This window comes from Thermogemmatispora carboxidivorans (assembly GCF_000702505.1).
In the GTDB taxonomy this organism is placed as follows: Bacteria; Chloroflexota; Ktedonobacteria; order Ktedonobacterales; family Ktedonobacteraceae; genus Thermogemmatispora; species Thermogemmatispora carboxidivorans.
Genome location: NZ_JNIM01000001.1, coordinates 977,397 through 1,002,700 on the forward strand (window position 1 = coordinate 977,397; position 25,304 = coordinate 1,002,700).

General features: G+C 59.8%; 25 protein-coding genes. 11 read left to right on the forward strand and 14 right to left on the reverse strand.

Annotation, left to right across the window (positions count from 1 at the left end):
* Positions 1-110 precede the first annotated feature (110 nt).
* Positions 111-884, forward strand: a complete 774-nt coding sequence (locus tag N688_RS03810; RefSeq protein WP_052888043.1) for a 3-hydroxyacyl-CoA dehydrogenase — start codon at positions 111-113, stop codon at positions 882-884.
* Positions 885-1,394: 510 nt separating this feature from the next.
* Here N688_RS03810 and N688_RS03815 read toward each other — a convergent pair.
* From N688_RS03815 to N688_RS03850, 8 genes are all read right to left on the reverse strand, one after another.
* Positions 1,395-2,987, reverse strand: a complete 1,593-nt coding sequence (locus tag N688_RS03815; RefSeq protein ID WP_052888044.1) for a PAS domain-containing sensor histidine kinase — start codon at positions 2,985-2,987, stop codon at positions 1,395-1,397.
* A gap of 111 nt (positions 2,988-3,098) precedes the next feature.
* Positions 3,099-4,070 carry a mechanosensitive ion channel family protein gene (locus N688_RS03820; protein WP_052888045.1) on the reverse strand — a complete coding sequence of 324 codons (972 nt, stop codon included), beginning with the start codon at positions 4,068-4,070 and terminating at the stop codon, positions 3,099-3,101.
* Between the two features lie 200 nt (positions 4,071-4,270).
* Positions 4,271-4,651, reverse strand: coding sequence for an anti-sigma factor family protein (locus N688_RS03825; RefSeq protein ID WP_052888046.1), 381 nt, complete (start codon positions 4,649-4,651; stop codon positions 4,271-4,273).
* Entirely contained in the window at positions 4,648-5,349 is a 702-nt protein-coding gene (locus N688_RS03830; protein WP_052888047.1) for a sigma-70 family RNA polymerase sigma factor, read from the reverse strand. The genes N688_RS03825 and N688_RS03830 overlap by 4 nt, the downstream gene beginning before the upstream one ends.
* A gap of 298 nt (positions 5,350-5,647) precedes the next feature.
* Positions 5,648-5,842, reverse strand: a complete 195-nt coding sequence (locus tag N688_RS03835) for a DUF2273 domain-containing protein (RefSeq protein ID WP_052888048.1) — start codon at positions 5,840-5,842, stop codon at positions 5,648-5,650.
* Between the two features lie 117 nt (positions 5,843-5,959).
* Positions 5,960-6,535, reverse strand: a complete 576-nt coding sequence (gene amaP, locus N688_RS03840) for an alkaline shock response membrane anchor protein AmaP (RefSeq protein ID WP_052888049.1) — start codon at positions 6,533-6,535, stop codon at positions 5,960-5,962.
* A 101-nt stretch (positions 6,536-6,636) separates the two neighbouring features.
* Positions 6,637-7,113: a hypothetical protein gene (locus N688_RS03845; RefSeq protein WP_052888050.1), complete on the reverse strand. Its 477-nt coding sequence runs from the start codon at positions 7,111-7,113 to the stop codon at positions 6,637-6,639.
* A 20-nt stretch (positions 7,114-7,133) separates the two neighbouring features.
* Positions 7,134-7,625, reverse strand: coding sequence for an Asp23/Gls24 family envelope stress response protein (locus tag N688_RS03850; protein WP_081838485.1), 492 nt, complete (start codon positions 7,623-7,625; stop codon positions 7,134-7,136).
* A 568-nt stretch (positions 7,626-8,193) separates the two neighbouring features.
* On the opposite strand from N688_RS03850, the gene N688_RS03855 reads away from it, so the two are divergent.
* From N688_RS03855 to N688_RS03865, 3 genes are all read left to right on the forward strand, one after another.
* Positions 8,194-8,883: a response regulator transcription factor gene (locus N688_RS03855; protein ID WP_052891359.1), complete on the forward strand. Its 690-nt coding sequence runs from the start codon at positions 8,194-8,196 to the stop codon at positions 8,881-8,883.
* A 16-nt stretch (positions 8,884-8,899) separates the two neighbouring features.
* Positions 8,900-10,360 (forward strand): sensor histidine kinase, encoded by a 1,461-nt coding sequence (locus tag N688_RS03860; RefSeq protein WP_052888051.1) that lies wholly within the window; start codon positions 8,900-8,902, stop codon positions 10,358-10,360.
* A gap of 141 nt (positions 10,361-10,501) precedes the next feature.
* On the forward strand, positions 10,502-11,215 hold the full coding sequence (locus N688_RS03865; RefSeq protein ID WP_052888052.1) for a YceI family protein: 714 nt from the start codon (positions 10,502-10,504) through the stop codon (positions 11,213-11,215).
* 230 nt (positions 11,216-11,445) lie between these two features.
* Here N688_RS03865 and N688_RS03870 read toward each other — a convergent pair whose 3' ends face one another.
* Entirely contained in the window at positions 11,446-11,859 is a 414-nt protein-coding gene (locus N688_RS03870; RefSeq protein WP_052888053.1) for a DUF4383 domain-containing protein, read from the reverse strand.
* Positions 11,860-12,146: 287 nt separating this feature from the next.
* Between N688_RS03870 and N688_RS03875 the strand changes: the two genes are divergently transcribed.
* The 3 genes from N688_RS03875 to N688_RS03885 all read left to right on the forward strand — a co-directional run bounded on the left by N688_RS03875 (position 12,147) and on the right by N688_RS03885 (position 15,090).
* Positions 12,147-12,806, forward strand: coding sequence for an RNA polymerase sigma factor (locus tag N688_RS03875; RefSeq protein ID WP_052888054.1), 660 nt, complete (start codon positions 12,147-12,149; stop codon positions 12,804-12,806).
* A 328-nt stretch (positions 12,807-13,134) separates the two neighbouring features.
* On the forward strand, positions 13,135-13,923 hold the full coding sequence (locus N688_RS03880) for an anti-sigma factor (RefSeq protein WP_162179615.1): 789 nt from the start codon (positions 13,135-13,137) through the stop codon (positions 13,921-13,923).
* Between the two features lie 372 nt (positions 13,924-14,295).
* The gene (locus N688_RS03885) at positions 14,296-15,090 is read left to right on the forward strand and encodes a ferritin-like domain-containing protein (RefSeq protein ID WP_052888056.1); all 795 of its coding nucleotides are present in this window, start codon (positions 14,296-14,298) and stop codon (positions 15,088-15,090) included.
* Positions 15,091-15,223: 133 nt separating this feature from the next.
* On the opposite strand, the gene N688_RS03890 is transcribed toward N688_RS03885, so the two are convergent.
* Complete coding sequence (locus tag N688_RS03890; RefSeq protein WP_052888057.1) at positions 15,224-16,090, reverse strand: EamA family transporter; 867 nt, start codon at positions 16,088-16,090, stop codon at positions 15,224-15,226.
* Positions 16,091-16,195: 105 nt separating this feature from the next.
* Positions 16,196-16,339 carry a hypothetical protein gene (locus N688_RS22645; RefSeq protein WP_156025278.1) on the reverse strand — a complete coding sequence of 48 codons (144 nt, stop codon included), beginning with the start codon at positions 16,337-16,339 and terminating at the stop codon, positions 16,196-16,198.
* 177 nt (positions 16,340-16,516) lie between these two features.
* Here N688_RS22645 and N688_RS03895 point away from each other — a divergent pair, with 177 nt between their 5' ends.
* Positions 16,517-18,088: a carboxypeptidase M32 gene (locus N688_RS03895; RefSeq protein WP_081838486.1), complete on the forward strand. Its 1,572-nt coding sequence runs from the start codon at positions 16,517-16,519 to the stop codon at positions 18,086-18,088.
* Between the two features lie 183 nt (positions 18,089-18,271).
* Here the strand turns inward: N688_RS03895 and N688_RS03900 are convergent, their stop codons facing one another.
* Positions 18,272-19,057: a CAP domain-containing protein gene (locus N688_RS03900; protein ID WP_052888059.1), complete on the reverse strand. Its 786-nt coding sequence runs from the start codon at positions 19,055-19,057 to the stop codon at positions 18,272-18,274.
* Positions 19,058-19,388: 331 nt separating this feature from the next.
* Here N688_RS03900 and N688_RS03905 point away from each other — a divergent pair, with 331 nt between their 5' ends.
* A complete protein-coding gene (locus N688_RS03905) occupies positions 19,389-20,204 on the forward strand; it encodes a hypothetical protein (RefSeq protein ID WP_052888060.1) in 816 nt (271 codons plus the stop codon).
* 178 nt (positions 20,205-20,382) lie between these two features.
* Here the strand turns inward: N688_RS03905 and N688_RS03910 are convergent, their stop codons facing one another.
* A complete protein-coding gene (locus tag N688_RS03910) occupies positions 20,383-20,805 on the reverse strand; it encodes a GlcG/HbpS family heme-binding protein (RefSeq protein ID WP_052888061.1) in 423 nt (140 codons plus the stop codon).
* A gap of 229 nt (positions 20,806-21,034) precedes the next feature.
* Entirely contained in the window at positions 21,035-21,937 is a 903-nt protein-coding gene (locus N688_RS03915) for an isocitrate lyase/PEP mutase family protein (RefSeq protein WP_052888062.1), read from the reverse strand.
* Positions 21,938-22,356: 419 nt separating this feature from the next.
* On the opposite strand from N688_RS03915, the gene tal reads away from it, so the two are divergent.
* Together tal and N688_RS03925 are read left to right on the forward strand one after the other, a co-directional pair.
* A complete protein-coding gene (gene tal, locus N688_RS03920; protein WP_052888063.1) occupies positions 22,357-23,502 on the forward strand; it encodes a transaldolase in 1,146 nt (381 codons plus the stop codon).
* Positions 23,499-25,244, forward strand: coding sequence for a bifunctional transaldolase/phosoglucose isomerase (locus N688_RS03925; protein ID WP_052888064.1), 1,746 nt, complete (start codon positions 23,499-23,501; stop codon positions 25,242-25,244). The genes tal and N688_RS03925 overlap by 4 nt, the downstream gene beginning before the upstream one ends.
* The last annotated feature ends 60 nt before the right edge of the window (positions 25,245-25,304 follow it).

Sequence of the window (25,304 nt, forward strand, 5' to 3'; positions counted from 1 at the left end):
CTGGTGTGGGTGAGGCTGAATCACAAGGGCGGAAAATAGAACGATGTCGTGAGCAGGGATCGACTGGCTCAGCGTCCTGAGTTCGAAAGCAAAGACAAGGGAGTATCGACGTGGAACTCAGCGGCAAAAGTGTCATGGTGACAGGAGGCGCCTCCGGCCTGGGGGCGGCCTGTGTGCGACTCTTCGGTCAAAGCGGCGCGCGTGTGCTCATTGCTGACATCAACAGTGAAGGTGGCCAAAAGCTGGCCCAGGAGATCGGACCTGCGGCGCGCTTTGTGCCAACGAATGTTGTTGAGGAAGCCTCGGTTCTGGCGGCACTCAAGGAGGCCCAAGAAGCCTTTGGCGGTCTACATATCCTTGTAAACTGTGCGGGCATAGGTCTCGCTGAGCGTACCCTTGGCAAGCAGGGTCCTCACGGGCTTGAGTCCTTCGCGCGTGTCATCCAGGTCAATCTGATCGGCACCTTCAACGCTCTGCGTCTGGCGGCGCAGGTTATGAGTACTAATGAGCCGAACGCGGAGGGAGAGCGTGGAGTCATCATCAATACAGCGTCGGTGGCGGCTTTCGATGGGCAGATTGGCCAGGCAGCTTATTCGGCCTCTAAGGGTGGTATTGTGGGGATGACGCTCCCGGTAGCCCGTGACCTGGCGCGCAATGGTATTCGAGTGGTCACCATTGCCCCTGGTATCTTTGACACGCCGCTGATGGCAGCGCTTCCCGAACCGGCGCGCGTCTCTCTGCTGCAACAGGCGCCCTTCCCGCCACGGCTGGGTAGACCGGAGGAATATGCTTTATTGGCGCGCCATATTGTTGAGAATCCGATGCTCAACGGTGAAGTCATTCGCCTGGACGGGGCGATTCGCCTGCCCTACCTGATCCGTTGAAGCTGTGAGCTATAATGCAGGGGCTGCCTGGGAAAGTGCTGACTGAGTGCACTTGAGCCGAGCGGCCCCTGTTTGCTCTCTCTTCTCTGGGGAGAGAGGTCTAGTAGTCTCTGCCACAAGAGTCCACAAGGGAGGGTGGCTGTGGCAGCAGCGAAGAGAGCACGAACGCGAGCTGACCGTTGCTCCCATGAGGCTTGCCCTCCCTGCTGAATCCTTCTGGCTCCTGGGGCTGCTGGGAAAGGGCTGCCGGCGCCAGTGCCGCCGATATTCCAAATCCGCTCATCGGCGAGGCGCCTTGCATAGTACCAACTACTGTCGACCACGACGAGCAGCTTCCGGAGGGCAGCGTTATCAATCGCATTGCTGTTGATCGGCTGGCCTTGCCCGTCGGGATGGAAATAGAGCATGCTGTTATCTGCGACATTCTACGTCCGGTAGATAGCTTTACCCGGAAACCAGATAGACGGAGCGATCCTTCAACGGATGACCTTCGCAAGTGTACAGAGGCTCTCAAGCGGCTCCCTCTGTTCTGTCCGCCTCGTTGGCAGCGTGCTCACCGACCCCCTCCGGTGGCGCGACCAGCGGTAGGGCAAACCAGAAAGTCGAGCCTGTGCCTTGGCAGCTCTCGACGCCCACCTCGCCGCCCTGCTGCTGGATGAGGCGTCGACTGATATACAGGCCGAGCCCCAGACTGGCCCCAGCGTTCTGGTAGGCACGAATGCCGGGCACCTGATAGAAGCGCTCCCAGATATGCTCACGAGCCTCTTCAGACAGTCCTGGGCCGGCGTCGCGTACCCAACAACGCACAACGAGATCGTTACGTTCCACCCCCACCTCAATCGGTTGCTCGGGAGGCGAGTACTTTAGTGCATTAGTGAGATAATTATGGACAACCTGCTCAATGCGGTCGCGATCGATATAAACAAACAGAGGCTCCTTCTCAGGTAGATTGAGCTGGATAGTGCGCTGAGGAAAAGCCAGTTGCAGATCCTGCACCGTCTCGCGCACGATCTCCACCAGATCCCAATGAGCCAGGCGTAGCTCCAGAGTGTCATCGTGGTTGCGTGACATCTCTAAAAGATCATTAATCAACCGGTTCTGACGGCGCAAATGCTGCTCGCCACGCTCTAACAGTCCCTGTACCTGCTCGAAGAGCTGCTGGCGCATCTCCTCATCCAGGTCAGCCGCGTTGGTCAGGCGCCACAGCAGGCGACGCGCAAGCTGGATATTACCGAGCAGAGCTGTCAGCGGCGTCTTTAGCTCATGCGTTGCCAGACTCAAGAAAGCATCCCGCTGGCGCTCCAGAGCGGTTTGCTTGCTGATATCAAGCATGGTACCGATATAGCCGGCGAACGAGAGAGAGGCATCGCTGTAAGGGGTGGTACGGACCAGCATATCATGATACTCGCCATCGGCACCCAACAAGCGAAACTGGGTCTCATAAGGCTGCTGAGCTGTCAAGGCCGCCTGCCAGTGCTCCAGCACGCGCCGGCGGTCAGAAGGATGAAGCGCAGCGGTCCATTGCCAGCCCTGGCACTGCTCGAACGACCGTCCAGTGAACTGCTGCCAGGTCGAATTGAAATAGACAGCGGCGCCGCTCGTATCGGTTTGCCAAATAATAATAGGGGCATGCTCAGCCAGGCTACGGAAGCGCTCCTCACTGGCCTTCAGGGCCGCCTCGGCCTGCTTGCGCTCCGTGATGTCGCGCGAAATGGCCAACAGGCAGGCGATGCGCCCTTCGTGATCCAGGAAAGGAGTGATGGTCACCTGCCACCAACGAGGAGACCCTTTCATGGTAGGGCAAAAGCCTTCAAAGTGCCCTACCCGTCCGGAGCGGGCCTCTGCCAGGGCTTGCTCGGCCAGGCGACGCCCCTCGCCTGACCAGAAAGTCACCCACTCGCTATTGAGGCAGCTGGCCACGTCCTCGATCTCCAAAGCCCGTATACCACCACGGTTGAGCCAGAGCAAGTGGCCCTCGTGGTCAAGCAACTTGATGCAGTCTGGACTATTATCAATAACCTCGCGAGTATGGTGCTCCTGCAGCAGTTGCTCGATAGAAGGTCCCCTGGCGGGAGGTCCCTCCTCCGGAAATGTTCCAGTCATTACTGCTACTCCTCTTTTCCTGATCGATCTGAATCCGAGTCGCAACGCTCTTAATTATGCCACTATTTGCCCTCTTTGGGGATTCTCTCTAGCCTGCTGCGGCTCACGATCTCACCGCTCGTCCTCATCCGCTGTACCCGAAGGAGGTGGGTTTTCAGCAGGGGAGGGTGAAGGCGAGGGAGAAGGAGGGACAAAAGGCGTTCCTGGTTCCCCAGAAGGGGAACCGTCGACCTCAGAAGCGCCAGGTGTTGGGCCGGCTGGCCCGCCTAGAATAATCTGGCGCAGAAAGACCGTGTTAGGGACCGAGAGCAAGCGCGCCTGCCCCGTTTCATCCCTGACCTCCAACGTTGTGTACATACCTGAGGTGGCCTGGAAGCGCCCCTGATACTCGCCAAAGCGCAACTCCTGGGTGGGGGAGAAATGGCGACGAATATAGTAGCCAGCAATAATATTGCGCGCTGCCTCCTGTGAGCCGACGCCAAAGCTTAGAGCGATAGCCAGGCCCAGGGCTGCCAGCAGAATCGTAAAGCTCGTCGTCAGCACCGTCGTATCGATGCCGAGCAGCGAAATGGCAATGATCACAAGAAAGGCCAGCAGGACGTACTCTACCAATGAAGCCAGGAGGCGGCTGTAGGCAATATTGACACTGCGCGCCAGGGCCGCCACCGTTGCAGCCAGAAAGCGCGCCCCCAGGCCGCCAAGTAGCACCAACAAGGCTGCGCTAATGGCTCGCGGTACGAAATGCAGAATGGCATCCAAAAAGTCAACTAAGCTGATAAATTCGAGCAGGCGAGCGGCAGATGTAAAGAAGCTCAACAGCAAGAAAAAGAAGACAGCGTTCGCCAGGAACCGTGGCACCGAAGGGGAGAGGCCCAGCCGACGTAAGAAAGCGGCAAAGCCGAGGCGCTCGCCCAGCTGCTGAGCTCCCACATGCTCCAGCAGGAAGCGCAATCCCCAGCGTACCAGCAGACTCAGCACATAGCCGATGGCCAGCAGCAACAAGCTATTAATCAAGCGCGGGACGAACGAAGCAATCTCCAGCAGCGTCTTGCTCAGGCTATCGATGACCGGTTGGATACTCATTGCCTCTCTTCTTCTTCTTCTTTCCGGATTGAATCAGACCAAGGAGCCTACACGCAGAGGCGATTTGTGCTGAACAGGCGCCTGCCGCTCCCTGTCCGGTCTGCCCGGTCCGGCTCGTCTGAGAGCCAGGCCAGGGTAGGGGTCAGAGCGACCGGCCTGCAGACGGACAGAGAGCAAGTCGCCGAGTGCTGGCAGCTGACTTATGAAGGCCCCGGCTCGACCTGCACAGTGGCAGCGCCCTCGTTGCTCTCCCAATCTGGGACCAGAAAGGCGCCGAGCATGTGCAGCAGCTCTCTGAGCCAGGTGGTCAGAGCCAGAGCCGAGAGATCGAGCAGCTCCAGGCTGCAGCGCTCTTGATGGAGACGGGCCAGGACCCGACGCTCCAGGTTGACAGAGAGAGAGACCGCTCCTTCGCGCTGCCGCAGGACCTGAAAAAAGACATGGACCTGACGTGCAATCTCGAATTCGCGGCGACAATCTGGACAAACAGCCAGCGCTGCCCGAGCCTCAGCTTGTTGGGCTGGAGACAAGTGGCCATCGACCAACTCTGGAAGAAGGGATCGCAGTTCGTCACAATTCATGACTGCTCCTCTGCTCTCTTCCGCTGTCGCGGAACCTGCTGAGCCTGCGACGGAGGACGTCGGTGCCCTGAGCGCTCTGCCCGAGGGCGGGAGTGTACCACCCGCGCATAATGCCCACAGAGCTTGAGAAAGAGACGCTGAAAGGCCAGCCTGGCCCGATGCAGACGCATTTTGATGGCGCCCAGGCTCACCTCGAGCGCGCGCGCGATATCATCGTAGCTCAGCTCTTCCAGCTCTCGCATCACAAGGATCTGAGCTTGCTCTCGCTCCAAAGTACAGAGAACGGTATTAATACAATCTCTCAGCTCGTTTCGCAGTAGTTGCTCCTCGGGATGAGCTAGTGCGACTGTTGCTGCTGGAGATGGCTGGAGCGGCTCTGGAACCTGCTCAATGGGAGAGGTCCAGGGATGACGCCGGCGGCGCTCCAGCGAGTCCAGGGCGGCATTGGTAGCCATACGATACAGCCAGGTTGAAAACTGGGCGGGTTGCTTAAGCTGGGGCAGGGAGTAGTAAGCTTTGAGCAAAACATCCTGCGTGATATCCTCCGCTTCTTCGCGGTTGGCGACGATCCGATAGACCAGGGTATAGATGCGCTGGGTGTAGCGCCGAACCAGCTCCTCGAAACTGCGCGTGATCTCAGGCAGCTCGCGCTGGCAGCGCATCACCAGAACGGCATCGCTAAGCATGCTCTCGTCCAAGAACGTATTCCACCTGCAAAGGAGCAGGCATGACCGCCCACACCAGAAAGGACTGTCCGCTTAACTGTCGCATTGTTCCCTTCTCCCGAGCGGAACGATCAACCGGCACACCCGGATCGAACTTGCCTGACCTCCCTGCCGTGCCCTGCTGAGCGAGAGCCGGGTGAGGAGCAGCAAGGCAAGGGAACGAGAAACAGGAGTCGCACAGTCCCTGGCGGCCATGCCAGGGCAGAGTCGGCAACGGGGCGAGAGAGCAGCCGAATGGCCGACCGATGGCAAATGATCGGCCCGGCTTAGCTCAGATCAGATCGCGCCGGCGTCCCTGCAAATCTTCCCAAAGGGTCACCACATTGATACGGCCCTCGACGATGCCGCCAACCAGCCAGCCCAGAAAGGCCAGCACGGCAACCAGGAGCGCGGCCCCAAAGCCAAAGGCTACCCAGACTACCCCGAGAGCAAAGCCTAGCACCAGGCCCAAGGTGCGAGCAGTCATCTTCTCACTTCCTCCTTTCATCTCAGTGCATTGCGCAATGCCTCGCTCGCCTGCAAGTGACCAGCCACAGTAGCGCGGCCAGTCGACCTGGTCGAGCGGAGCATAGTCCTTCCTTCCCTAGCGGACTCGCCTACCACGTCCTGGAGAGGCGACCTGCGTTGCAATCTCTACCCGCGCCACTGGCAGGCCAAGGTGATGCTGGAGAGTCTGCTGTAGCTTCTCCTGAAGCGTTTTGCCCACCTCCGGAGCCGCAGCATCTGGAGAAATCGCCGCTTGAACGCGCACACGCAGACCCTGCTGCTCCTGGCGCACGGCGCCACGAGTCTCCAGGATACCTGGCACCGTCCCGGCAACATAGCGCACCAGCTCATTGACGCTACTGCGCGTCACAGCGACCAGACCGTGGCTATCGTGCTGAATCACGAACTGGGCTGGTGGGCGCTTACCCGGCAGTAGCTCCACGATGAGCAGGATCAGACCGACCAGCGCCAGACCTATTCCCACGAAGGTCGCGGTAGTAGCGTCGGCCTGGTTAAGATGGCTCAAAAACTCCCACTGCCGCTGTAAGAAGCCACCAGGGCTAACCTGAGCTGCGGTGACCAGTCCCGCTTCCAGCAAGATGAGCACGATCCCCGCCGCCAAAGCCACCAGGCTTAAAAGCAAGATCAACAGGCGATTGAATAGATTCCTCATAGCACTTCCTCAAGTAAGCAAGAAAGCAGAGAGAAACGGCGTTCCCACTCGTCGGCTAGCAGGAAGCGAGAGAGTGGGAACGCACGTTACCCAGCCAGCCCTTAACGCACGTCATCGAAAAAGACATGAATCATTCGTGCAGGCTGTTGTCCGGCCTGCGCAAGCGCGCGCTTGACCGCAGTGCGGATCTGCTCGCTCAACTCCAACAGAGAGAGCGCGTTGTTCCCGCTGCTGCTACCGGCGCTGGACGGACGTGGACGCCGCTGAGGCTGAGAGTCAGCGCTCCCACCAGTGCCGACAGGGCTCCCGCTCTGAATGGAGTGGCCATCGCGCTGCACTGGGGAACTGCGTAGCGCCTGCTCGGCCAGCACGACGCGCACGTCAACCTCCAGCGAATCGGGCGTGGGGTGTTTGATGACAACCCCACGCACAAACTCACCAGGACCATAGGTACCTTCGCGGGCAAAGCGACCCGCGCTTAACTCTAGCACCGCTGGGACTCGACAAACCGCCTCTGCCACCGCTCGTGCCAGCGAGAGATCGTCAAGGCTCTTCGGGGCCGCTTGCTGCTCTGTCATACCCCTGGCCATCCTCTCTGCTATTGCACACGCGCCTGGCTCTGGCGCGCCTGCTCTTCAGGGAAGTAGAGATCGGTCACCGCGATGTTGACCTCTTTGACCGTAAGGCCGGTCATGGCCCCTACCCGATTGATAATGTTCTGGCGCACCGCCGCCGCCACCTGGGGAATGCTCACCCCGTAGTCAACCACCATATTCAGGTCGATGGCCGCCTCCTGCTGCCCCACCTCGACGTTGACGCCGAGCGAGCGCGTATCTCCACCGGTGACACGGCTGGCCAGACCGGCAATGGCAGCCCCTGCTCCGGCGGGCACAAGCTCGTGTACCCCCTCAATCTCGCGGGCAGCAATGCCCGCGATCTTGGCCACGACGTTATCGGCAATGGAGGTCTTCCCCTGGGGGGTCACTGCCTCCAGGCCACGCCCCGTCGTTGCCGGGGCCACGCCGCGAAGCGGGCTTTGTGGGGTCGCCGTAGCTGTTGCGGTCGTCTGTTCATTCGGACGATCTGCCATCTCTATAACCTCCTGTAATCGTAGAAAAAGTTGCTATCAGCTTTGCTTCTTTAACTGATTTGGTTCCTGTCGTGCTCTTCCAGTCTGCTCAAGTCCTGAGCGAAAGGAAGTTGGCTAGCGAAAAGAGCCTGTCAGGCTGCTCTCATCTTTATGATAGAGAGGATGCGAATGCCTGCCACCGAAAGAGAGACGGCAGAACTTTCAAAAAGTCACGCCTCTTCTCTCTCTGTTGTCGGCCTATAAGAGCCAGCTTCCCGCCACAAGAGAGACTTCAGAAACAAACACGACCTGTCCCGGTTCAGCGTTTCTGTCAGGAGCGAAAGAGCTGACGCCACAGCAAACTGATGGCGGTTGTGCTTGACAAAGCTCACACAATTTTCCAATCAAATTCTCATGAAGAGCTGCTATGCTGAGAAGGGCAGATTCCGGGGAACGCGCCGTTGACCTCTTCCTCTGCTCTTCCAGGCAGGCAGTCTGCTACTTCTTCTGCTCTGCCGCCTGGGCCACAGGGCCAGATGGAGCGTGGCCCTGGGGCGCTGGCGAACGCGAGCATTCGGGGAAAGAAGGCATGCATATTCTTGTCATTGAAGATGAGAAGCGTCTGGCCTATCTCTTGCGCCGTGTGCTGCAAGAAGAGCGACACACGGTAGATCTGGCTCATGATGGTCAGAGCGGTCTTGATCTGGCACTTTCCGACACCTACGATGTTGTCATCCTTGATCTGATGCTGCCGGGGATCGATGGGTTGGAAATCTGTCGGCAAATGCGGGCCGAGCACATCACCACGCCAGTGCTGATGCTCACGGCGCGCGGCGCCATCGAGGATCGGGTGACTGGTCTCAATGTGGGGGCCGACGACTATCTGACCAAACCATTCGCGATGGCTGAGCTACTGGCCCGCATCAATGCTCTGCTAAGGCGGCGTGATCGCCGCTTCGACGATAACTTGCAGCTGAGTGTTGGTGATCTGACTCTCGACCTGGTGCGTCACGAGGCGCGCCGGGCGGGACGAGTCATTGAGCTGACAGCGAAAGAGTTCGCCCTGCTAGAGTACTTGATGCGTCATCCGGGTCAGGTACTGAGTCGCACGCAGATCATCAATGCAGTCTGGCGCTATGACATCGATGCTCTCTCCAATGTCGTTGATATCTATATCCACTACTTGCGTGAAAAGATCGATCAGGGCTTTGATTATCCCTTGATTAAAACCGTGCGTGGTGTGGGCTATAAAATCGAAGCGCGGGAGAGCGGTAAATAAAAGCGAGGGTAGTGCTATGTTCCAAGGGCCCAGATGGATCGACGGCCTCTTGAGGCGACCGGGCCGCCGGCTGCTGGTTGAAGAGGCGGGAGCGAGTCTCTTCCGAGGTCTGCGCACGCGCCTGACCCTCTGGTATTGCGGTGTCCTGGGGGCGGCGCTCATCCTCTTTGGGGTTGCGCTCTACTTTGGGGCCAATTATTTTCTTCTGCAGCCGTTGGAAGACTCCGCTCAGCAGCAGGCTCGTCAGCATGTGGCTCAATGGCTTGCGGGGTACCTAGACCGTGCCTGTGCCTCTCCCATGCTGGACAGTCCCTTTCCGGCGCCTAGCAAACAAGGTCCGGTCATGGAATGGGTAGTGTGCTTTAATGCCCAGGGCCATCCCCTCGTCTTCAACAACAGCCCTAATCAGCTGCCGCCGGGTCTGATCAGTGGCAGCCTTGTGCAACAAGCGATCCAGGAAGGCGATGCCAGCGACATCGTTGACGGCGGCTCCTCCTTTGGCGCCATCTACCGTTATGCGCGAGCCGTGCCTGGCGCTGACGGCTCTGAGATCGCAGGTGTGGTTCTCGTTGGCGAATCAATCCAGGCCCAAGAAAATGCCCTCTCATTGCTCCTGGTTCTCCTGCTCTGTCTTGGAGCTTTAAGCCTGCTCGGAGCAGGCATCGGCGGCCTCTTTCTGGCTAACCGGGCCCTGGCCCCGGCGCGGCTGGCCTGGGCCAATCAGCAACGTTTCATCGCTGACGCCTCGCATGAACTGCGTACGCCTCTCACCCTTCTCCGCGCTGATGCCGAAGTCCTGCTGCGCAGTCGCCTGCGTCTCCAAGGGGAGGATGCTGCTCTCTTGGAGGATATCGTCACTGAGACCAACCATCTGGCGGCCATCGCCAACAACCTGCTCACCCTGGCCCGCCTCGACAGTGGCCAGCTCCATCGCGAGCACGAGGTGGTTCACCTGGCGGCTCTTGCCCATAATGGGGCGCGGCGCATTCGTGCGCTCGCCTCGCAGCGGGCCATCCGAGTAGAAGAAGAGCACTGCGGCCAGCCCTATGTGATTGGTGATCCCCTCCTGCTCGAACAGGCCATTCTGGTCCTCCTGGACAACGCTCTCAAGTACAATCGCCAGGGCGGCAGCGTTCTCATCCGTACGCTAGAGCGCGAAGGAAGAGCCGTGCTGGAAGTCTGTGATACTGGCATTGGCATTCCGCCGGAACATCTGCCGCACCTGGGAGAGCGCTTCTATCGCGTTGACAAAGCTCGCTCGCGCGAAGTAGGAGGCACCGGCCTGGGTCTCTCGATCGCCCGTGGCATTGCCAGGCTACATCGTGGCCAACTGACGCTGACCAGCGCCCCTGGTCAAGGCACCGTGGCAACGCTCAGTCTGCCCTTAGCCCGCAGTGGGAGCTTTGAGACGCTACAGCACCGGCCCGCGCGCCTCGGGACAGCGACCCCTGGCGGCCAGCAGTCGAATGCGCGCTAAACCGGCTTCAGTTGCTAAGGACGAGCTTCTCCCCTCAAGGAGTTTTTTCTCCCGGTCCTGTAAACAAAGCAACTGTCCAACGTAAAAGATAAAGAGCAAGACAATTGTAGAAGACAGATATTGCTTTCATAGGGAGGAACTATGAAGAGGAAGAGCATCATCGTTGCAGTTGTGCTCGTGGTGGTAGTCATCGTCGTTCTCGTTGGCGGTTTTCTGGTCTATGCCCAGCATTTTGCCAGTAGCGTCAATCAGCCGCATCAGGCGGCGGGACCGATCAGTGTCACCGGGACGCCGACCACGATCGCGGGGCTACGCACCTTCCAGATCGTGCCCGATCAGACCACAGCAAGCTACAGTGTTTATGAGAACCTCATCATTGAGAACAAGCCGCATAACAAAGTTGTTGGCACAACCCACACGGTCCAGGGCAGCTTTGGCGTGCGTACCGATCCTTCGCCGCTCATCGGCAACATGAAGATCACCGTCGATCTGCGGACCTTGCAGACCGATTCGCCGCGACGCGACAACTATGTGCAGCGCAATGCTCTCCAGACCGATCAGTATCCCTATGCAACCTTTGTCTCCGTCCTCTCTCAGGGCTTGCCTGCCAGCTATAGCGATGGCCAGAACGTCCATTTCAAGCTGATCGGCAACCTGACCATGCATGGCAAGACCAACCGCGCCACCTTCGATGTCCAGGGCAAACTCAGCGGCGACACCATTACTGGCACGGCGACCACGACAATCTATATGACGGACTTCGACATTCAGCCGCCGAATCTGGCCAACATTGCCATTTCTGAGAACCAGGTGACGATCAGCATCACCTTCACCGCCCGCGCCACTGGGAGCTGAGCGAGCGAACGAGCGAGCCAGCGAGAGGAATGGCTCCCCTGGAGCCTGAAGTAGCAGAGGAAGATGCAACAGCAGAGACAAGAAGCGCAGCGGCGTCCTGAGCGCTAAGCTGATCTCAGAGGCGAGAAACCGGCCATGCACGCACCTAAAGACGAGGCTTTGGGGCGTGCATGGCCTGGCCGTTCAATGGAGGGAAGCAAGCCGTAGTCTGCGCATGGCAGGCTGTCCGATTAGCGCACTCTACCGTAGCTCTCGCCTGACATGGCCTGGCGACCCAGTGGCAGGAAGCCGACGATCGCTGCGGCGGCCCCGACAACCAGGTGGAGCAGATTATCGGCCAGGTTGATATGGACGAGGCCGAGCAGCATCCCGTCGGGAGCGAGGCCCGGGATGAACCCCAGAATACCGACCAGCAAGTAGACGATTCCCAGAGCCTGAGCGTAGAGGCGCGACCATCCTGTAAAGGCCGCCGCAATGCCCAGGATACCTACGAGCAGATGGATGACGTTGTGCTCGATATTGACCGCGAAGATGCCCAGGAGCGCCCCCTCGGTCGGGTTCAGAATGAAGCCAAGGATGCCAACTAGCAAGAAAACAATCCCGATGACCAGAGCGAAACCACGAGCAAGATCAAACTGTCTCATGAGGCAGAACCTCCTTTCTGCAAAGGGGCTACGTGATAGTGGGGCTGGCGGATTACTTCGTACACCGGGCGGTAAGTGGGAACAGACATCAGCCGGCCCAGCCCGATCCTCGCTCTGATCCCTGGTGAACAACAACAAGAGAGATCCAACGAGCCATCTTTTGCGTATCCATCCCAGAGAGAGCCTGTGATAGAGTGGCGGCGTGGCTTGTAACTTGCTGTCATGCCTATAATGGCCTCTGTAGTGGCCTCTGGATCTTTTGCTTGCGACGAGGACCGTGGAGTGCAATGAGTGCATCGGGGAAGAAGGAGGGGCAGGGTTCGGGTGGGCAGGCTTCTGGCTCTCTGCCCGGGGCGAGGCCCCCGCACATCCCTGTGGAAGAGCTGAGCGATGAAACGCTCGTGCGAGCGATTTCCCTGGGCGTTGTCTGGGCTTTAGAAATGCTCTATGAGCGTTACCATCGCCTGCTCTACTCAATAACGTATCGCATGATTAAGGATCATCAGGTTGCCGAGGACCTGCTCCAAGAAGCCTTTCTGGCGGTCTGGCAGAACGCCGGCAGCTACTCATCGCGCATGGGCTCGGTCCAGAACTGGTTGATCTCGATCATGCGTCACCGGGCGATCGATTACCTGCGGCGCCTGCGCACTCATGCCGAGTTGCGTGGGATGCCGCTGGAAGATGCTGCCACCAGTGAGGAAATGGTCTCTGCCGATGCCTGGGATGCGGTTTGGCGCTCTGTCCAGGGAGCACAGCTACGTAGGGCGCTCACGCTGCTCTCCAGTGAGCAGCGCCTGGTCATAGAGTTGGCCTATTTCGAGGGCTGGACCCACTCTGAAATTGCCCGCGCTTATGGCCTTCCCCTGGGCACGGTCAAGGCGCGCATGCGCCTGGGCCTGATGCGCCTGCGCAGCATTCTCGAACGACTCGGTACTGTCGAAAGCTAGCGCACTGCATCCAGGCAGGCAAGATAGAAGCTCGCCAGGCCCATCTATCCTGCGGCGTTGCCCGCTGCCCGGCTTCCGCATCAGGCGCTTGCCTTGCTTATCGCCCGCCACAGGCCAGAGTGGCCTTCCTCTCTCCAGTCCGGCCCCGCCGTGAGAAAAGGGGAAAGAGGAGGTGGCTAGCCGCTATGCAGCTTATGGAAATCGAAGGCGAGACCTGCACAGGAGACGGAGATCACTCTGCCCAGGCTTGGCACGCTGACAGGGAGCGTTACAATACAATGGGTGCGGGTCGCCCCGGGAAGAGAGTGCAATGGAGACGGAGCCCCTTATGAACTGCCAGGAATTCGAAGAGCTTTCCGGCGCCTATGCCCTTGACGCGCTAACAGAAGAGGAACGCCGTGCTGCCGATGAGCATCTTGCTCAATGTCCGAAGTGCTCGCGCGCGCTGCAGCAGTTACGCAGCGTCGTGGAACTCTTTCCCCTCACCGTTCCTCCGGTCGAACCCTCACCGCGTGTGAAGGAGCGCATTCTTGCGCGCATCGAAGAGCAAGCCCAACAGCAGCGCTCAAGCCAGATGCAGCCTGCCCTGCCTTCTCAAGCAGGAAGCTACTGGCAGCAGAGAGCGGGCAAGCGCTGGCGTTGGGCCGCTCTGGCTGCTGTGGCAGTCCTGTTACTGGCCCTTCTGGGCGGAACCTTCGCCTGGAATATCTCGCTGCAACAGCAGCTCAGCCACCTGCAGCAGCAGGTAGCGCTGTTGGGTAGCCCGGAGGCCCCTGTAGTCTATCCGCTCCGTGGCACTGCTCAGGCCAGCTCAGCTCATGGAGAAGTCATGTACTTTCCCCGCCAGCAGGTCACCGTGGTTGTAGTCTATGGACTGCCGCCCTTAGAAGGCAGCCATGTCTATCAGGGCTGGCTCCTGCGTCATCAGCATCCGACCAGCATTGGTCTGCTGACGGTTGAAAACGGCGTGGCCACTCTCAACTTTCAAGGGCCGCTGACTGGCTACGATAGCCTGGCCATCAGCCTCGAAAATGGTCCCCAGCCCAGCCGTGAGGTGCCAAAAGGTCCTGTCGTAGCTCTCGGTACGCTGATAAATTCTAGAGCAAATTCCTATTAAGCAATGGAACATTCTCCTTCAGTAGCATCTATCTATCTTTCAGGTGGTAGACTATCTGAGGGGGAAGTAATCTAAGTGAGGAAAATCAGCGTATAGGTGATTCGAGGAGGAGAAGGATCGCAGGTCTTGCTCTGCTTCGAGCCGTTCTACTACCCGGTCGGCGGCACAGGCTGTAGTTCAGCCTGCCTCTAGCCCAGGCGAGGGGTGCATCAGTGGCGCCCGCGCCCGTCTTTCCTCACAGCCTCCTCTCTCCGATCGGGGCGAGCGGGTTGGTTGATGAGCTGACCTATGCTTCCCTCTTCTCCTCGCTCAACTATCCGACCAACTGACAGCAGCCAAGCGAAGTGAGAACGACGCAAGGAGTATGGAACAATGGATGAGGTAAGAGAGATACCGATGCCAGAGCCGAAGTCTGGACCGCAGCAGCCGGAAGCGGCTCGGCGCGCCCTTCTGAAAGGGGTAGCTCTCGGGGCGGTGGCTGGAGCTGGTTTGGGGACCGCCCTTTCTACAACTGTCAGCAGTGCTTTCCTGGGGCAGGTGGCTCATGCTGCCTCTTCGGCAAGCAATAGCTGTGTGACACCTATCAAAGATATTTTTACTATTGCGCGCACTGCCGAGCGCCTGGCCGTAACCTTTTATAGCAACGGGCTGCGGCGCGCCTATCGTCTCGGTCTCACCTGGCGTGAGATTGCTGCTCTGGAGGCGGCCCTCATTGAAGAGCAGATCCACGAAAACTTCTTTGCCCAGGCAGGGGGGGATGTCCTCACCAGCGAATTCAGCTTTCCCCACGGGGAGGAGACCTTTGAGAGTCTGCGCCTCTTCATTGAGACCCAGCAGCAGTTAGAGGGTGTCTTTGACTCTGCCTTCCTCTCTGCGGTCCGTGAGCTGGCCCAACAGAATCGCCCTGACCTGGCGCAGATTGCGGCCCAGATTGCGACTGTCGAGGCCGAGCATCGGGCCCTTGGGCGCTTTATCGGACGGCTTGACCCTGCCGACAACTGGGCCTTCTCGCCCGTACTGGTTGCTAAAGTCGGTGATGCTCCGGCCCTGGTCCAAAAAGCCGGCTATCTCAATCCCCGTCCTGGCAACCGCTTTGTCTATCATCCTGTCAACACTACCGACCGCGGCGTGACCTACCGTACACCGTACGCTGTGGCCTGCTCCTAGGGGGCCTTGCTGGCAGCGCTAGCCGCCTGGAGTACTGGCCATTGCCGAGTGGGGCGGCGAGAATCCCCGCCCGCTAAAATAGTGAGGCGGGCACTCTCGCTGCTCCCTCCCTCGTTCTTGTGATCCCTGGGCCTCATGGCTGGAGAGCGATGCACAGAATGCCGGCGAAGATCAGCAGCGAGCCGACCACTTTCTGCCGTCCAAAGGACTCGTGCAGGACTGCCGTACCCATCAGGGCCGCAAAGACAACCGAGAGTTCGCGCGCGGACGCAATGTAGCTGACCTGAGTTTGCCGGAGGGCGAAAAGGACCAGCAGGTAGGAGAGCAGGGCCAGGGCGCCGGCCAGCACGATCCGCGGGGCGTGGGTCTGCCATTCGGCCTGCACCGCTGCGCGGCGGGTCAAGAGCATATAAGGAAGCAGATAGAGAGCCGAGAGCACAAAGACGAGATAGATATACGTGAGAGGCGCAGCATAGCGCAGGCCAACCTTATCAACCGTCGAGTAGCCAGCGATACTCAAGCCACAGAGCAGTGCCAGCAAGGCCGCCGGTTCGCGCAGCCGACGCAGTGGCGCAGTCAGCTCACGCCAGGCGAAAGCGCGCAGATGTACCACATAGATCCCACTCACGATCAGAAGGATTCCTACTCCCCCAACCGGTGACAGGTGTTCATCCAAAGCCAGGAGGGCGATCACGGTTACAAAGAGCGGAGCGCTGCCGCGTGCCAGCGGATAGACCAGCGAAAGATCGCCGTAGCGATAGGCTGCCCCCAGCAGCAAATAGTAAGCGGCCTCCAGCGCGGCTGAAAGAGCGATCAGCGGCCAGACATGGAGCGGCACCGCCTGATAGAGCAGCAGAAATGGCAGAAAGCAGAGCATGGAAGCGGAGCAGATCGCTAACCAGATGAAAACCTGCCGATCCTTACCCTCTTTCGACAGGAGATTCCAGCTACTGTGCATGAGGCCGGCACAGACTAAGAGCGCGAGGACCTGGATACTCATAGCTCAAGGTCGCTCCTGGCGGGGCAAGAAGTGGTTCGACTCTGCTTCACCTGAAGCGGAGGGCGTCAGGGAGACTGGCGGCGCCGTCCGCGCCAGCGTCTCCTCTCAGAGGACCATGACCAGGACCAGGCTGACTGTACCCTGGCTAAGCGCTGGGTGAGCTAGCTGACGCTCGCCGGTCGGCGGCAGAGTGGCATCACCAGTATAGCCCTCAGACCGCGCCTCGTCCAGTCTCCTGAGCGTCAGCATGGGCGCGGCGCGGCATCCCTTCTGTTCAATTGCCCATCTGTGCTATGCTGTTAGCATGCCCTGAAGAGCGATGCCACTCTCCCGACGAGCAGGGTGCCACATCGTCTATCATCGCATCTCATCTCTCTTGTTAGCAGCTGATTGCGATTCTGTGGATTTGAGGAGAAGATCGTATCTATGTCGTCGTCATCGCATTCACAGCAAGAACAAAAAGCGCTGATGCCGGAATTCACACGCTCGCATGAGGAGATCAATGCTCTGCTAGGCTATTTGCAGGAGATCTCTGACCTGGCAGCGCTTGGGGCCCTGGCGGCCTGGGACCAGAATACGGCCTTGCCGGAAGAAGCGGGAGATGTGCGTGGGGCCCAACTGGCGACACTGCAAGGCGTGCTTCACGAGCGTTGGACCGCCCCCGAGCTGGGGCGCCTGATAGCCAGGCTGGAAAAGGTGGTTGAGCACGAGCCTTTCACGGATGCCGATCGTGCCCTGGTGCGCGAAGCGCGGCGCGAACATGAAAAAGCCACGCGCCTTCCTCGCGCGCTCGTCGAGGAGATGGCTCGCGTCGAGGCGGCCAGTTTCGATGCCTGGCGGCGGGCACGCGAACAGAACGACTTTGCCAGCTTTGCACCCTGGCTGAGCCGCACGGTGGCCCTGCAGCGCGAAGTGGCCGACCGCTATGGCTACCGTGAGACGCGCTACGACGCCTTGCTGGACCTCTTCGAGCCAGGTCTGACTGTGCGCAAGCTCGATGCCCTCTTTGCCCCGGTGCGTGAGGTCAGCCTCTCCTTGCTCAAGCGCATTCAGGAAGGTGGGCAGAGTCTCGACGCTGCCTGTCTGTACGGACATTTTCCCGTGGACCGGCAAGATGCCCTTTGCAAGCGTCTCCTGCAGGCCCTGGGCTACGATTTCAAGCGTGGTGGCCTGGCCCATTCGCCGCACCCATTCACTACGAGCTTTGGCAGCCCGGTTGATGTGCGCCTGACCATTCATCCCCAGGAAAACTTTATCGCCTCAGCCATCATGGCGGTGATTCATGAAGGCGGCCATGCCCTGTATGAGCAAGGTTGTGCCCGCTCCCTCCTGCGCACACCGCTGGCTGGTGGGGCCTCGATGGGCGTCCACGAGTCCCAGTCACGCCTCTGGGAAAACTACATTGGCAGCTCTGAGCCATTCTGGCAGGGCCATTTCCACCTGCTGCGCGCGGCCTTCCCCGAGCACTTTGCGGCCCTCGATGCCACCACCTTCACGCGCGCCCTCAACAAAGTAGAGCCGAGCTTGATCCGCATTGAGGCCGACGAAGTCACCTATAATCTACATATTATTATCCGCTACGAGTTGGAGCGTGAACTCATCAACGGAGAGCTGGCCGTTGAGTCCCTGCCGCGTCTGTGGAATGCCCGTTACCGTGAGTACCTCGGGATCGAGCCGGATAGCGATACAAACGGCGTGCTGCAAGATGTCCACTGGACGAGCGGCTTTGGCTACTTCCCCAGCTATACGCTCGGCAACCTCTACGCAGCGCAGATCTGCTATAGGCTGCGCCAGACCTTCCCGGACTTCGACGAGCGTCTGGCAGGTGGCGAAACGTCTTTTATTCTTGACTGGCTGCGCCAGCATATGTATATCTATGGCATGATCTACCTGCCCGAAGATCTCATTCGACGTGTAACGGGCGAGGCGCCCGATGCCCGCTACTTTGTCCGCTATCTCAATGAGAAATTTGGCCGTCTCTATGGACTGACCAACTGAGGACATCACGGTCCGCTGGCGCGTAGTGCCTGACATCAACCAGCGCGCTCGCGAGGAAAGCAGCCAGCTAACCTTCATACCGACTCAACAAAGCAGGCAGGGCTGCAACAAGGGTGGAGGTCCAGCCTCCTTCTTGTTCTCCTGCTTGCTTGTCTTAGTGGGAAAAAGGAGAAGGTTGCGGGCCTAATTGGTGAAATCTTCGGTCACCCAAACATAGCCCTGGCTATCGAGATAGATGCCGATACCAACGCGGTGGAAGGAGCTACTGAGCAGATTGCGGCGGTGTCCGTCGTTGGGGGGCTGCTCGTTGAGCATACTGCTCTCAATGAGCTGTACCCCGCCCCAGGCATCGGGTGAGGCCGAGGCATAGCCCACGTTCTCCCCGCACACATTCCAGGTAATCCCTTCGGCACTGATGCGATCGCAAGGGGCGGCTTCCCCAGAGCAGGCATGGCTGAGACCGCAGTGGGCCATATTCCAGCTGTGCAGGCGGGCGCCAGCAGAGAGGGTGCCATCCAGCGTATAGGCTGGCAGACCCTGGCTGGCCCGGTCATGATTGATAAGGGCAAAGAGCTGCTGCCGTAGCTGACTTTCCTGGCTGCTCTCCGCGGGCGGTGTCCCGTACGGACCGCTGCCGACTGACGCCAGGGTTGGAACAGGTGTGGCTGTAGCGCCAGAGCGGCCCGAAGAAGTAGAGCCTGGTGAAGGCGTTGGGCGCCCCCGAGCTGCGGCGCTTGGCGTGGCTGTGGCCTCCCCATGACCCGTAATGCTAATCGGAGTGGCGGCTCCCAGGCCGCCGGAAACTGGTGCGGTAGTCTGTGGCGTTCCCCGCACGGTGGGTGTGTTGCTCCCTTGGGCCGTTGACCCCTGTCCTGACAAGGCTGGCCCTGTTGTCGGTCCGCTTGCGCATCCCGTTAGCCAGGTCAGCAGCAAGAGCAACAGCAGCGTCAATGGCTTTTTGCTCAGCACAACATCCTCCCTTCTCCTGGCTCACCTCACCTACCCAGAGGCGAAGTCATTGCATTGAGCTATCATGAACCAATCTGGCAGCAATTGTAGCATAGGTGGCTCGTCACGTAGTAAGCAAGCGAGGAAAACAGAGAATAACTAGTACTGAGGTCCTGGAGAGAGGAGCAGAGAGGCTCAACCCTTCGCGTCTGCTGGGAGCCGGCCTTTAGCTTCTGGCGGGCAGAAGCGGGCGCGTTGACAACGCCGTAGACGAAGCAGTACAATTCGGGCAGGCATCTCTTCTTGTAGGATAAGCGTGGCTTGTGGTAACAGATGGGAAGGAAACCGAGGCATGTCCGAAGATACCCAAGACCAAACAGATCGTGCTTTTGAGCGTGCCATTACCACCCTATGTAACTGTCGCAGCCTGATCCGCCATCATCCTGATCTGCCAGCCATCCAGCGCGAGCAGCTGCTCAGCGACATTGATCAGACCCTGGAGCTAGTGCAGGGCTGTGCCGCCAGGGCAGCTCAGGAAGCCTTGTTCTCCGCCGGGCCGGGATTACAGCGGCCCTCGCAGGGGCAGTCGACCCTGCGCGCTCTCTACCAGCTCTATCAAGAGCACATCAACTCGTCCCAGGCCAGCACCCAGGTTCTCAGTGCACGCTTTAACGAGGCCCTGACGACGCTCAAAGAGATTCAGGACCTCATTCAGGAATGTGATGATCTCGATCTAGAGGGCGATCACCAGCAGCTCAGCATGGCTCTCCAACGTGTTGGGGCCTTCACTGCTGACCTCTACTGTCTCTTTATGGAATTCCGCCGCTCGCTCGCAGCTATTCTTGACGAGCAGAGCAGTTACATTCATACCGAGGAACTGACCAGCTTGCAGCGTCTCCGTCCCGTGATGAGCGAGCGGCAGCCAACCCCGATGCTCCGTCCGCCGCATCTGCGCGAAGACCACCGCCGGCTCGACGAGCAAAGGCAGGTCCTGACCAGCCGACTGACCGACGCCACGGCCTTTCTCGTCCTGCTGGAAGAGGGTCTGCGCAGCGACCTCAAACGGCGCAACGAGATCATCAGCCATCTCCACAGCATCGGGCAGCTGTTGCGAGACATGGCTGGCCTGTTAGCTGGCTACGAAGAAACGCTGAGGGCCATTCTCTAGCCGAGCCAGAGCGACAAGGCCCATCAGGGCTTCTTCGCGGTGCCAGCTAACAGGCCAGCTTTACCCCGGCCCTGCCTCCCTGCCCTGCTGCCAGGCGCAGAGGCAGGGAAAGGAGGCGGGCAGACACACAGAGCAAACAGGCAACCAGAGGAGAAACGGCGGTCTGCTCCTTGCTGATCTAGAGAGCGGCCAGGGCTGCCTGGGCCACTTCCATATCCTGGGTGTAGTGGCCGCCGCTGACGCCGATCCCGCCGATAATCCCCTCAGCGGTCTTAATAGCAAAGCCGCCGCCGAAGACGATCAAGCGATCCGTCTTGATGATCCCGTGCAGCAAAGGCGGATCATTCCGAATAAAATCAAACCACTCATGGGTAGCCATGCCTCCGAAGCTGATCGCCGTATACGCCTTATCCTGGGCGATCTGGACACTCAAGAGGGGTGCCCCATCCATGCGGCTGAAGGCTTTCAGCGTACCGTCCGCGTCGCAGATAGCAATACACATCGGCACGCCGATTTCACGAGCTTTCGCCTCAGCGGCGGCGATAAGGCGATGGGCAGCCTCGAGCGTAATACTCGGCTTCTGAAAGCTGTTCTCAGCCATCGTTGGCTCCTTTCTTACCGACTGCAGTTAGCAATAGAGAGAGTCATTACGGTCAACGCTGGCGCCGCTTCTGGTTTGGATAAGGGATCACCCCCATCGGCGCCGCTGGGAGAGCCAGTAGCCGAGGGCCTGAGAGGCCGGAGCAGGCGTCTACGTTACCTCGGCCACGGTGGTGTACCTGGCCTCAGACGTCTCCCTGCTTACCAGCCAGGCCCTGGCTGGCCTTCAGTTAGCTCTGCTGGGGCTGTGGGGCGGCCTCCTGGCGCACCCCGTAGCGAGCCTCCAGCTCCTGGATGAAAGGCAGGCCGACCAGCTCAGTAAACTGCTGGAAGCTTACCGACTGATCCGCGAAAGCCGCCGGCGTCTCGCCTCGCTTCAGTCCTTCCAGTAAGCGAAGCATGGCATGAGTGGCCGTAAAAAGCAAGGCAACGGGGAAAAGTACCAGCTTAAAGCCCAACTCCCGAATCTCACGCAAAGAGAGCGGGGGCGTCTTGCCGCTCTGGGCCCAATTGAAGAGCAAAGGTACATCGGGGAAAGCCTGCACAATGGCTCGCAGCTCCTCCAGCGTGCGGGGGGCCTCAATGAAGATCACATCGGCTCCCGCCTCGCGATAAGCTCGTCCGCGGCGCAGCGCCTCCTCAAAACCGAGCACTGCCCCCGCGTCGGTACGTGCAATGATCACAAAATCGGGGTCCTGGCGAGCCTCCACCGCTGCGCGCACCTTCTGGACCATCTCCTCCATAGGGATGACCTGCTTCCCCTCCATATGGCCACATTTCTTCGGCCACACCTGGTCTTCAAGATGCAGTCCGGCCACGCCAGCCCGTTCATACTCGCGTACCGTCCGGCGCACATTCAGCGGATTGCCATAGCCCGTATCGGCATCGGCAATCAGCGGCACCTCGCCGGTCACCGCCGCCAGGGCCGCCGCGCGGCTCACCATCTCACTCATCGTCAGCAGGCCCACATCGGGCATGCCGAGCACACTGGCTGACGTGCCGAAGCCCGTCATATAGACCGCCGAGAAACCGGCCTGGGCGATCAGCCGCGCGCTCAGAGCATCGTACGCCCCGGGGGCTACCACCAGCTCGGGGCCGGCCAATAACTGGCGCAAGCGCGTTGTCACTCGCATGGGCTTTCTCTCCCTTTCTTCCTTCTCGTCTCCTCCCGCGCACGGGAGCTCAGCGCAGCTGGTGGGCACCTACCAGCCGGCCAGTGCGGAACCTGGCATTCCGCTACTGGCAAGTGTAGCCCATGAGCTGTCTCCCTGCAAGCAAGCGCTCTAGCAAGGAGAAGAGCCGATGGCAGGCAAAGCCCGTGTTCGGGTCAATATTTGCCGCCGGGCGGGGGCAGGTGTTATCATAAAGAAGGCGACCTCTTAGTGTACCGATGACAATAAAAGCTCAGACAGAGCGACCAGTGAAGCGCAAAGCCATTCTCAAGGAGAGAGCGCCCTTCCAGGTGGGAATAAAACCGGCCCGTAAGCTCTTTCCACTAAAGAGAGGGGTAGAAACACAGAACGGCATGAAGCCTTGACCAGAGGAGAAGAGCATGGCAAATCCCTTGTTACAACTCAAGGACTACGGACAGAGTGTTTGGTACGACAACATCGACCGGGCGCAGCTCGAAGCTGGCGAATTCAAACGTCTTCTGGAGGAGGATGGCATTACCGGGGTCACAGCCAACCCCACCATCTTTGACAAAGCCATCAGCAGTGGTCACGCCTACGATGCCCAGATCGAGGAGCTGATCCGGGAAGGGAAAGAGGTTGAAGAGATCTACGATGCCCTTGTCGTGCGTGACGTGCAGACCGTTGCCGACCTGCTACGGCCCATCTACGAGCGCAGCGCCGGCGTCGACGGCTACGTCAGCCTGGAGGTCTCGCCGGACCTGGCGCACGATACAGAGGGGACGCTGGCCGCGGTCCGCCGCTACTGGCAACTCGTCAATCGACCGAACCTCATGATCAAGATCCCGGCCACTCCTGAAGGGCTGCCGGCCATTCAGCAGGCGCTGAACGAGGGCTACAATATCAACATCACTCTCATTTTCTCGATCCAGACCTATCGCGAGGTAGCTGAAGCCTACCTGACGGCGCTAGAGAATCGCAACGCCGAAGGCCAGGACATCAGCAGCATTGCCTCGGTCGCCAGCTTCTTCGTCAGCCGTGTTGACACGCTGGTCGACCAGCTCCTGGAAGAAAAGATCAAGGCGAGCAACGATCCTGCCGAGCAGGCCCGGCTCCGCTCCTTGCAAGGGAAGGCGGCCATTGCCAACGCGCGCCTGGTCTATCAGGAATTCAAGCGCATCTTTGGCTCGCCGCGCTTTGCAGCCCTGCGCCAACTTGGGGCCCATGTGCAGCGTCCACTGTGGGCCAGCACGAGCACCAAGAACCCGGCCTACCGCGACGTCCTCTACGCGGAGGAACTCATTGGCCCCGACACAGTCGACACTATGCCCTACGAAACCATCGAAAAGTTCCGCGATCATGGGCGGGTGCGCTCCAGCATCGAGGACGACCTTGACGGCGCACGCGCACTGTTCAAAGAACTGGAGCAGCTCGGCATCTCCTACGAGGCGGTCACTCAGCAGCTGCTCGATGAGGGTGTGCAGAAGTTCGCCGACTCCTACCATCAGTTGCTCAATAGCATTCGCGCCCGTCAGCAGGCGCTCAAAGAGAGGCAGGTTTCGCGGTGACAGCACAACAGGAACCAGAGCCACAATTTGAGGCCGAAAGCGCTCTTCAAGAGCTGGTGCGTGCGGGACTAGAGCGACTCAGCGCCGAGGGTGTCGCACGACGTATCTGGGAACGTGATGCCAGCCTCTGGAAGAATGACCGTGCCATCCAGCAGGAGATTCGCGAGCGACTCGGTTGGCTGACCGTTGCCGACACCATGCAGGAGCGGCTGCAGGAGATCGAGAGCCTCGTAGAAGCGGTGCGCCAGGACGGCTATCGCTATGCCGTGCTGCTGGGCATGGGAGGAAGCAGCCTCTGCCCCGAGGTTTTGCGCCTGACCTTCGGCGTCGCGCCCGGCTATCTGGACCTGTTTGTGCTCGACACTACCGATCCTGACACCATTCGCGCCGTCGAGGAGCGCATCGACCCTGGCAAAACGCTGTTCATAGTAGCCTCCAAGTCGGGCGAGACCATCGAGACCCTCTCACACTTTCGCTACTTCTGGCAGCGGGTCAACGAGCTGGGCGGCGAGAGCGGCGCGCACTTTATTGCCATCACCGACCCTGGCACCTCGCTAGAGAGGCTGGCCCATGACCATCGCTTCCGCCATGTCTTCGCCAATCCGCCCGACATAGGCGGGCGCTACTCGGCGCTCTCCTTCTTTGGCCTGGTGCCTGGTGCCCTGATTGGGGTCGACGTCAAGCAGCTGCTGACTCGCGCCCAAGAAGCCATGAACCGCTGCAGCGCCAGTCAGCCAGTCGCAGACAATCCTGGCCTGCGGCTAGGGGCCATGCTTGGGTCCCTGGGCACACATGGGCACGACAAGATCACCTTTGTGCTCTCGCCGGCTATTGCCAGCTACGGCTACTGGGTTGAGCAGCTCATCGCCGAGAGCACCGGCAAAGAGGGGCGTGGTCTCCTGCCTGTCGAAGGGGAGGCTCTGGGAGCGCCCTCCGTCTATGGCGACGACCGCCTCTTTGTCTCCCTGCGGCTGGAGGGAGACGACAATACCGCCCTCGATGAAGGTCTGGCGCGTCTACGCGCGGCGGGCCAGCCGCTAGTACGCTTCCAGCTGACCGACCGTTACGACCTGGGCGCTCAGTTCTTCATCTGGGAGCTGGCCACAGCGGTCGCCGGCATCTTCCTGCAAATCAACGCCTTCGATCAACCGAACGTCCAAGAGAGCAAAGACAACACGGCGCGCCTCCTGGAACGCTTCCGTCGGGAAGGAAAGCTGCCCGAGCTAGAGCCAGTCATCAGCGATGGAGCGCTGCGTGTCTATGGCAGAAGGATGGGAGAAGGGGAGGAAGGTCTGGATAGCTACCTGCAAGCCTTCCTCGGCCAGGTGCGTCCAGGCGACTACATTGCCCTCATGGCCTATGTGCAGCGTAGCGAAGTCAATGAAAGCGCCCTGCAGGCGCTGCGTCTGCGTCTGCGCGATCGCTACCGCGTTGCGACAACGCTTGGCTATGGTCCGCGTTTCCTGCACTCGACCGGCCAGCTACACAAAGGCGGGCCTAACAACGGCGTGTTTATCCAGATCACCGGTGATGTGAAGCAGGACGTCCCCATTCCGGGCGAGTCCTATACCTTTGGTATTCTCAAAGAAGCGCAGGCTTTGGGCGACCTCTTCGCCCTCTCGGCGCACGAGCGACGCAACATCCGCATAGCTATCGGAGGTGATCTGGCTGCCGGCCTGCAGGCCCTTGCACAACGGCTGGCCCCCGTAGAGACGCAAGGCGACGGACAGCCCTCGCACTGAGGAGGCATCAACGAGCGCGTATCTGCGCGCCCGGGAGAGCCGCACCGCCTCGAACGGCGG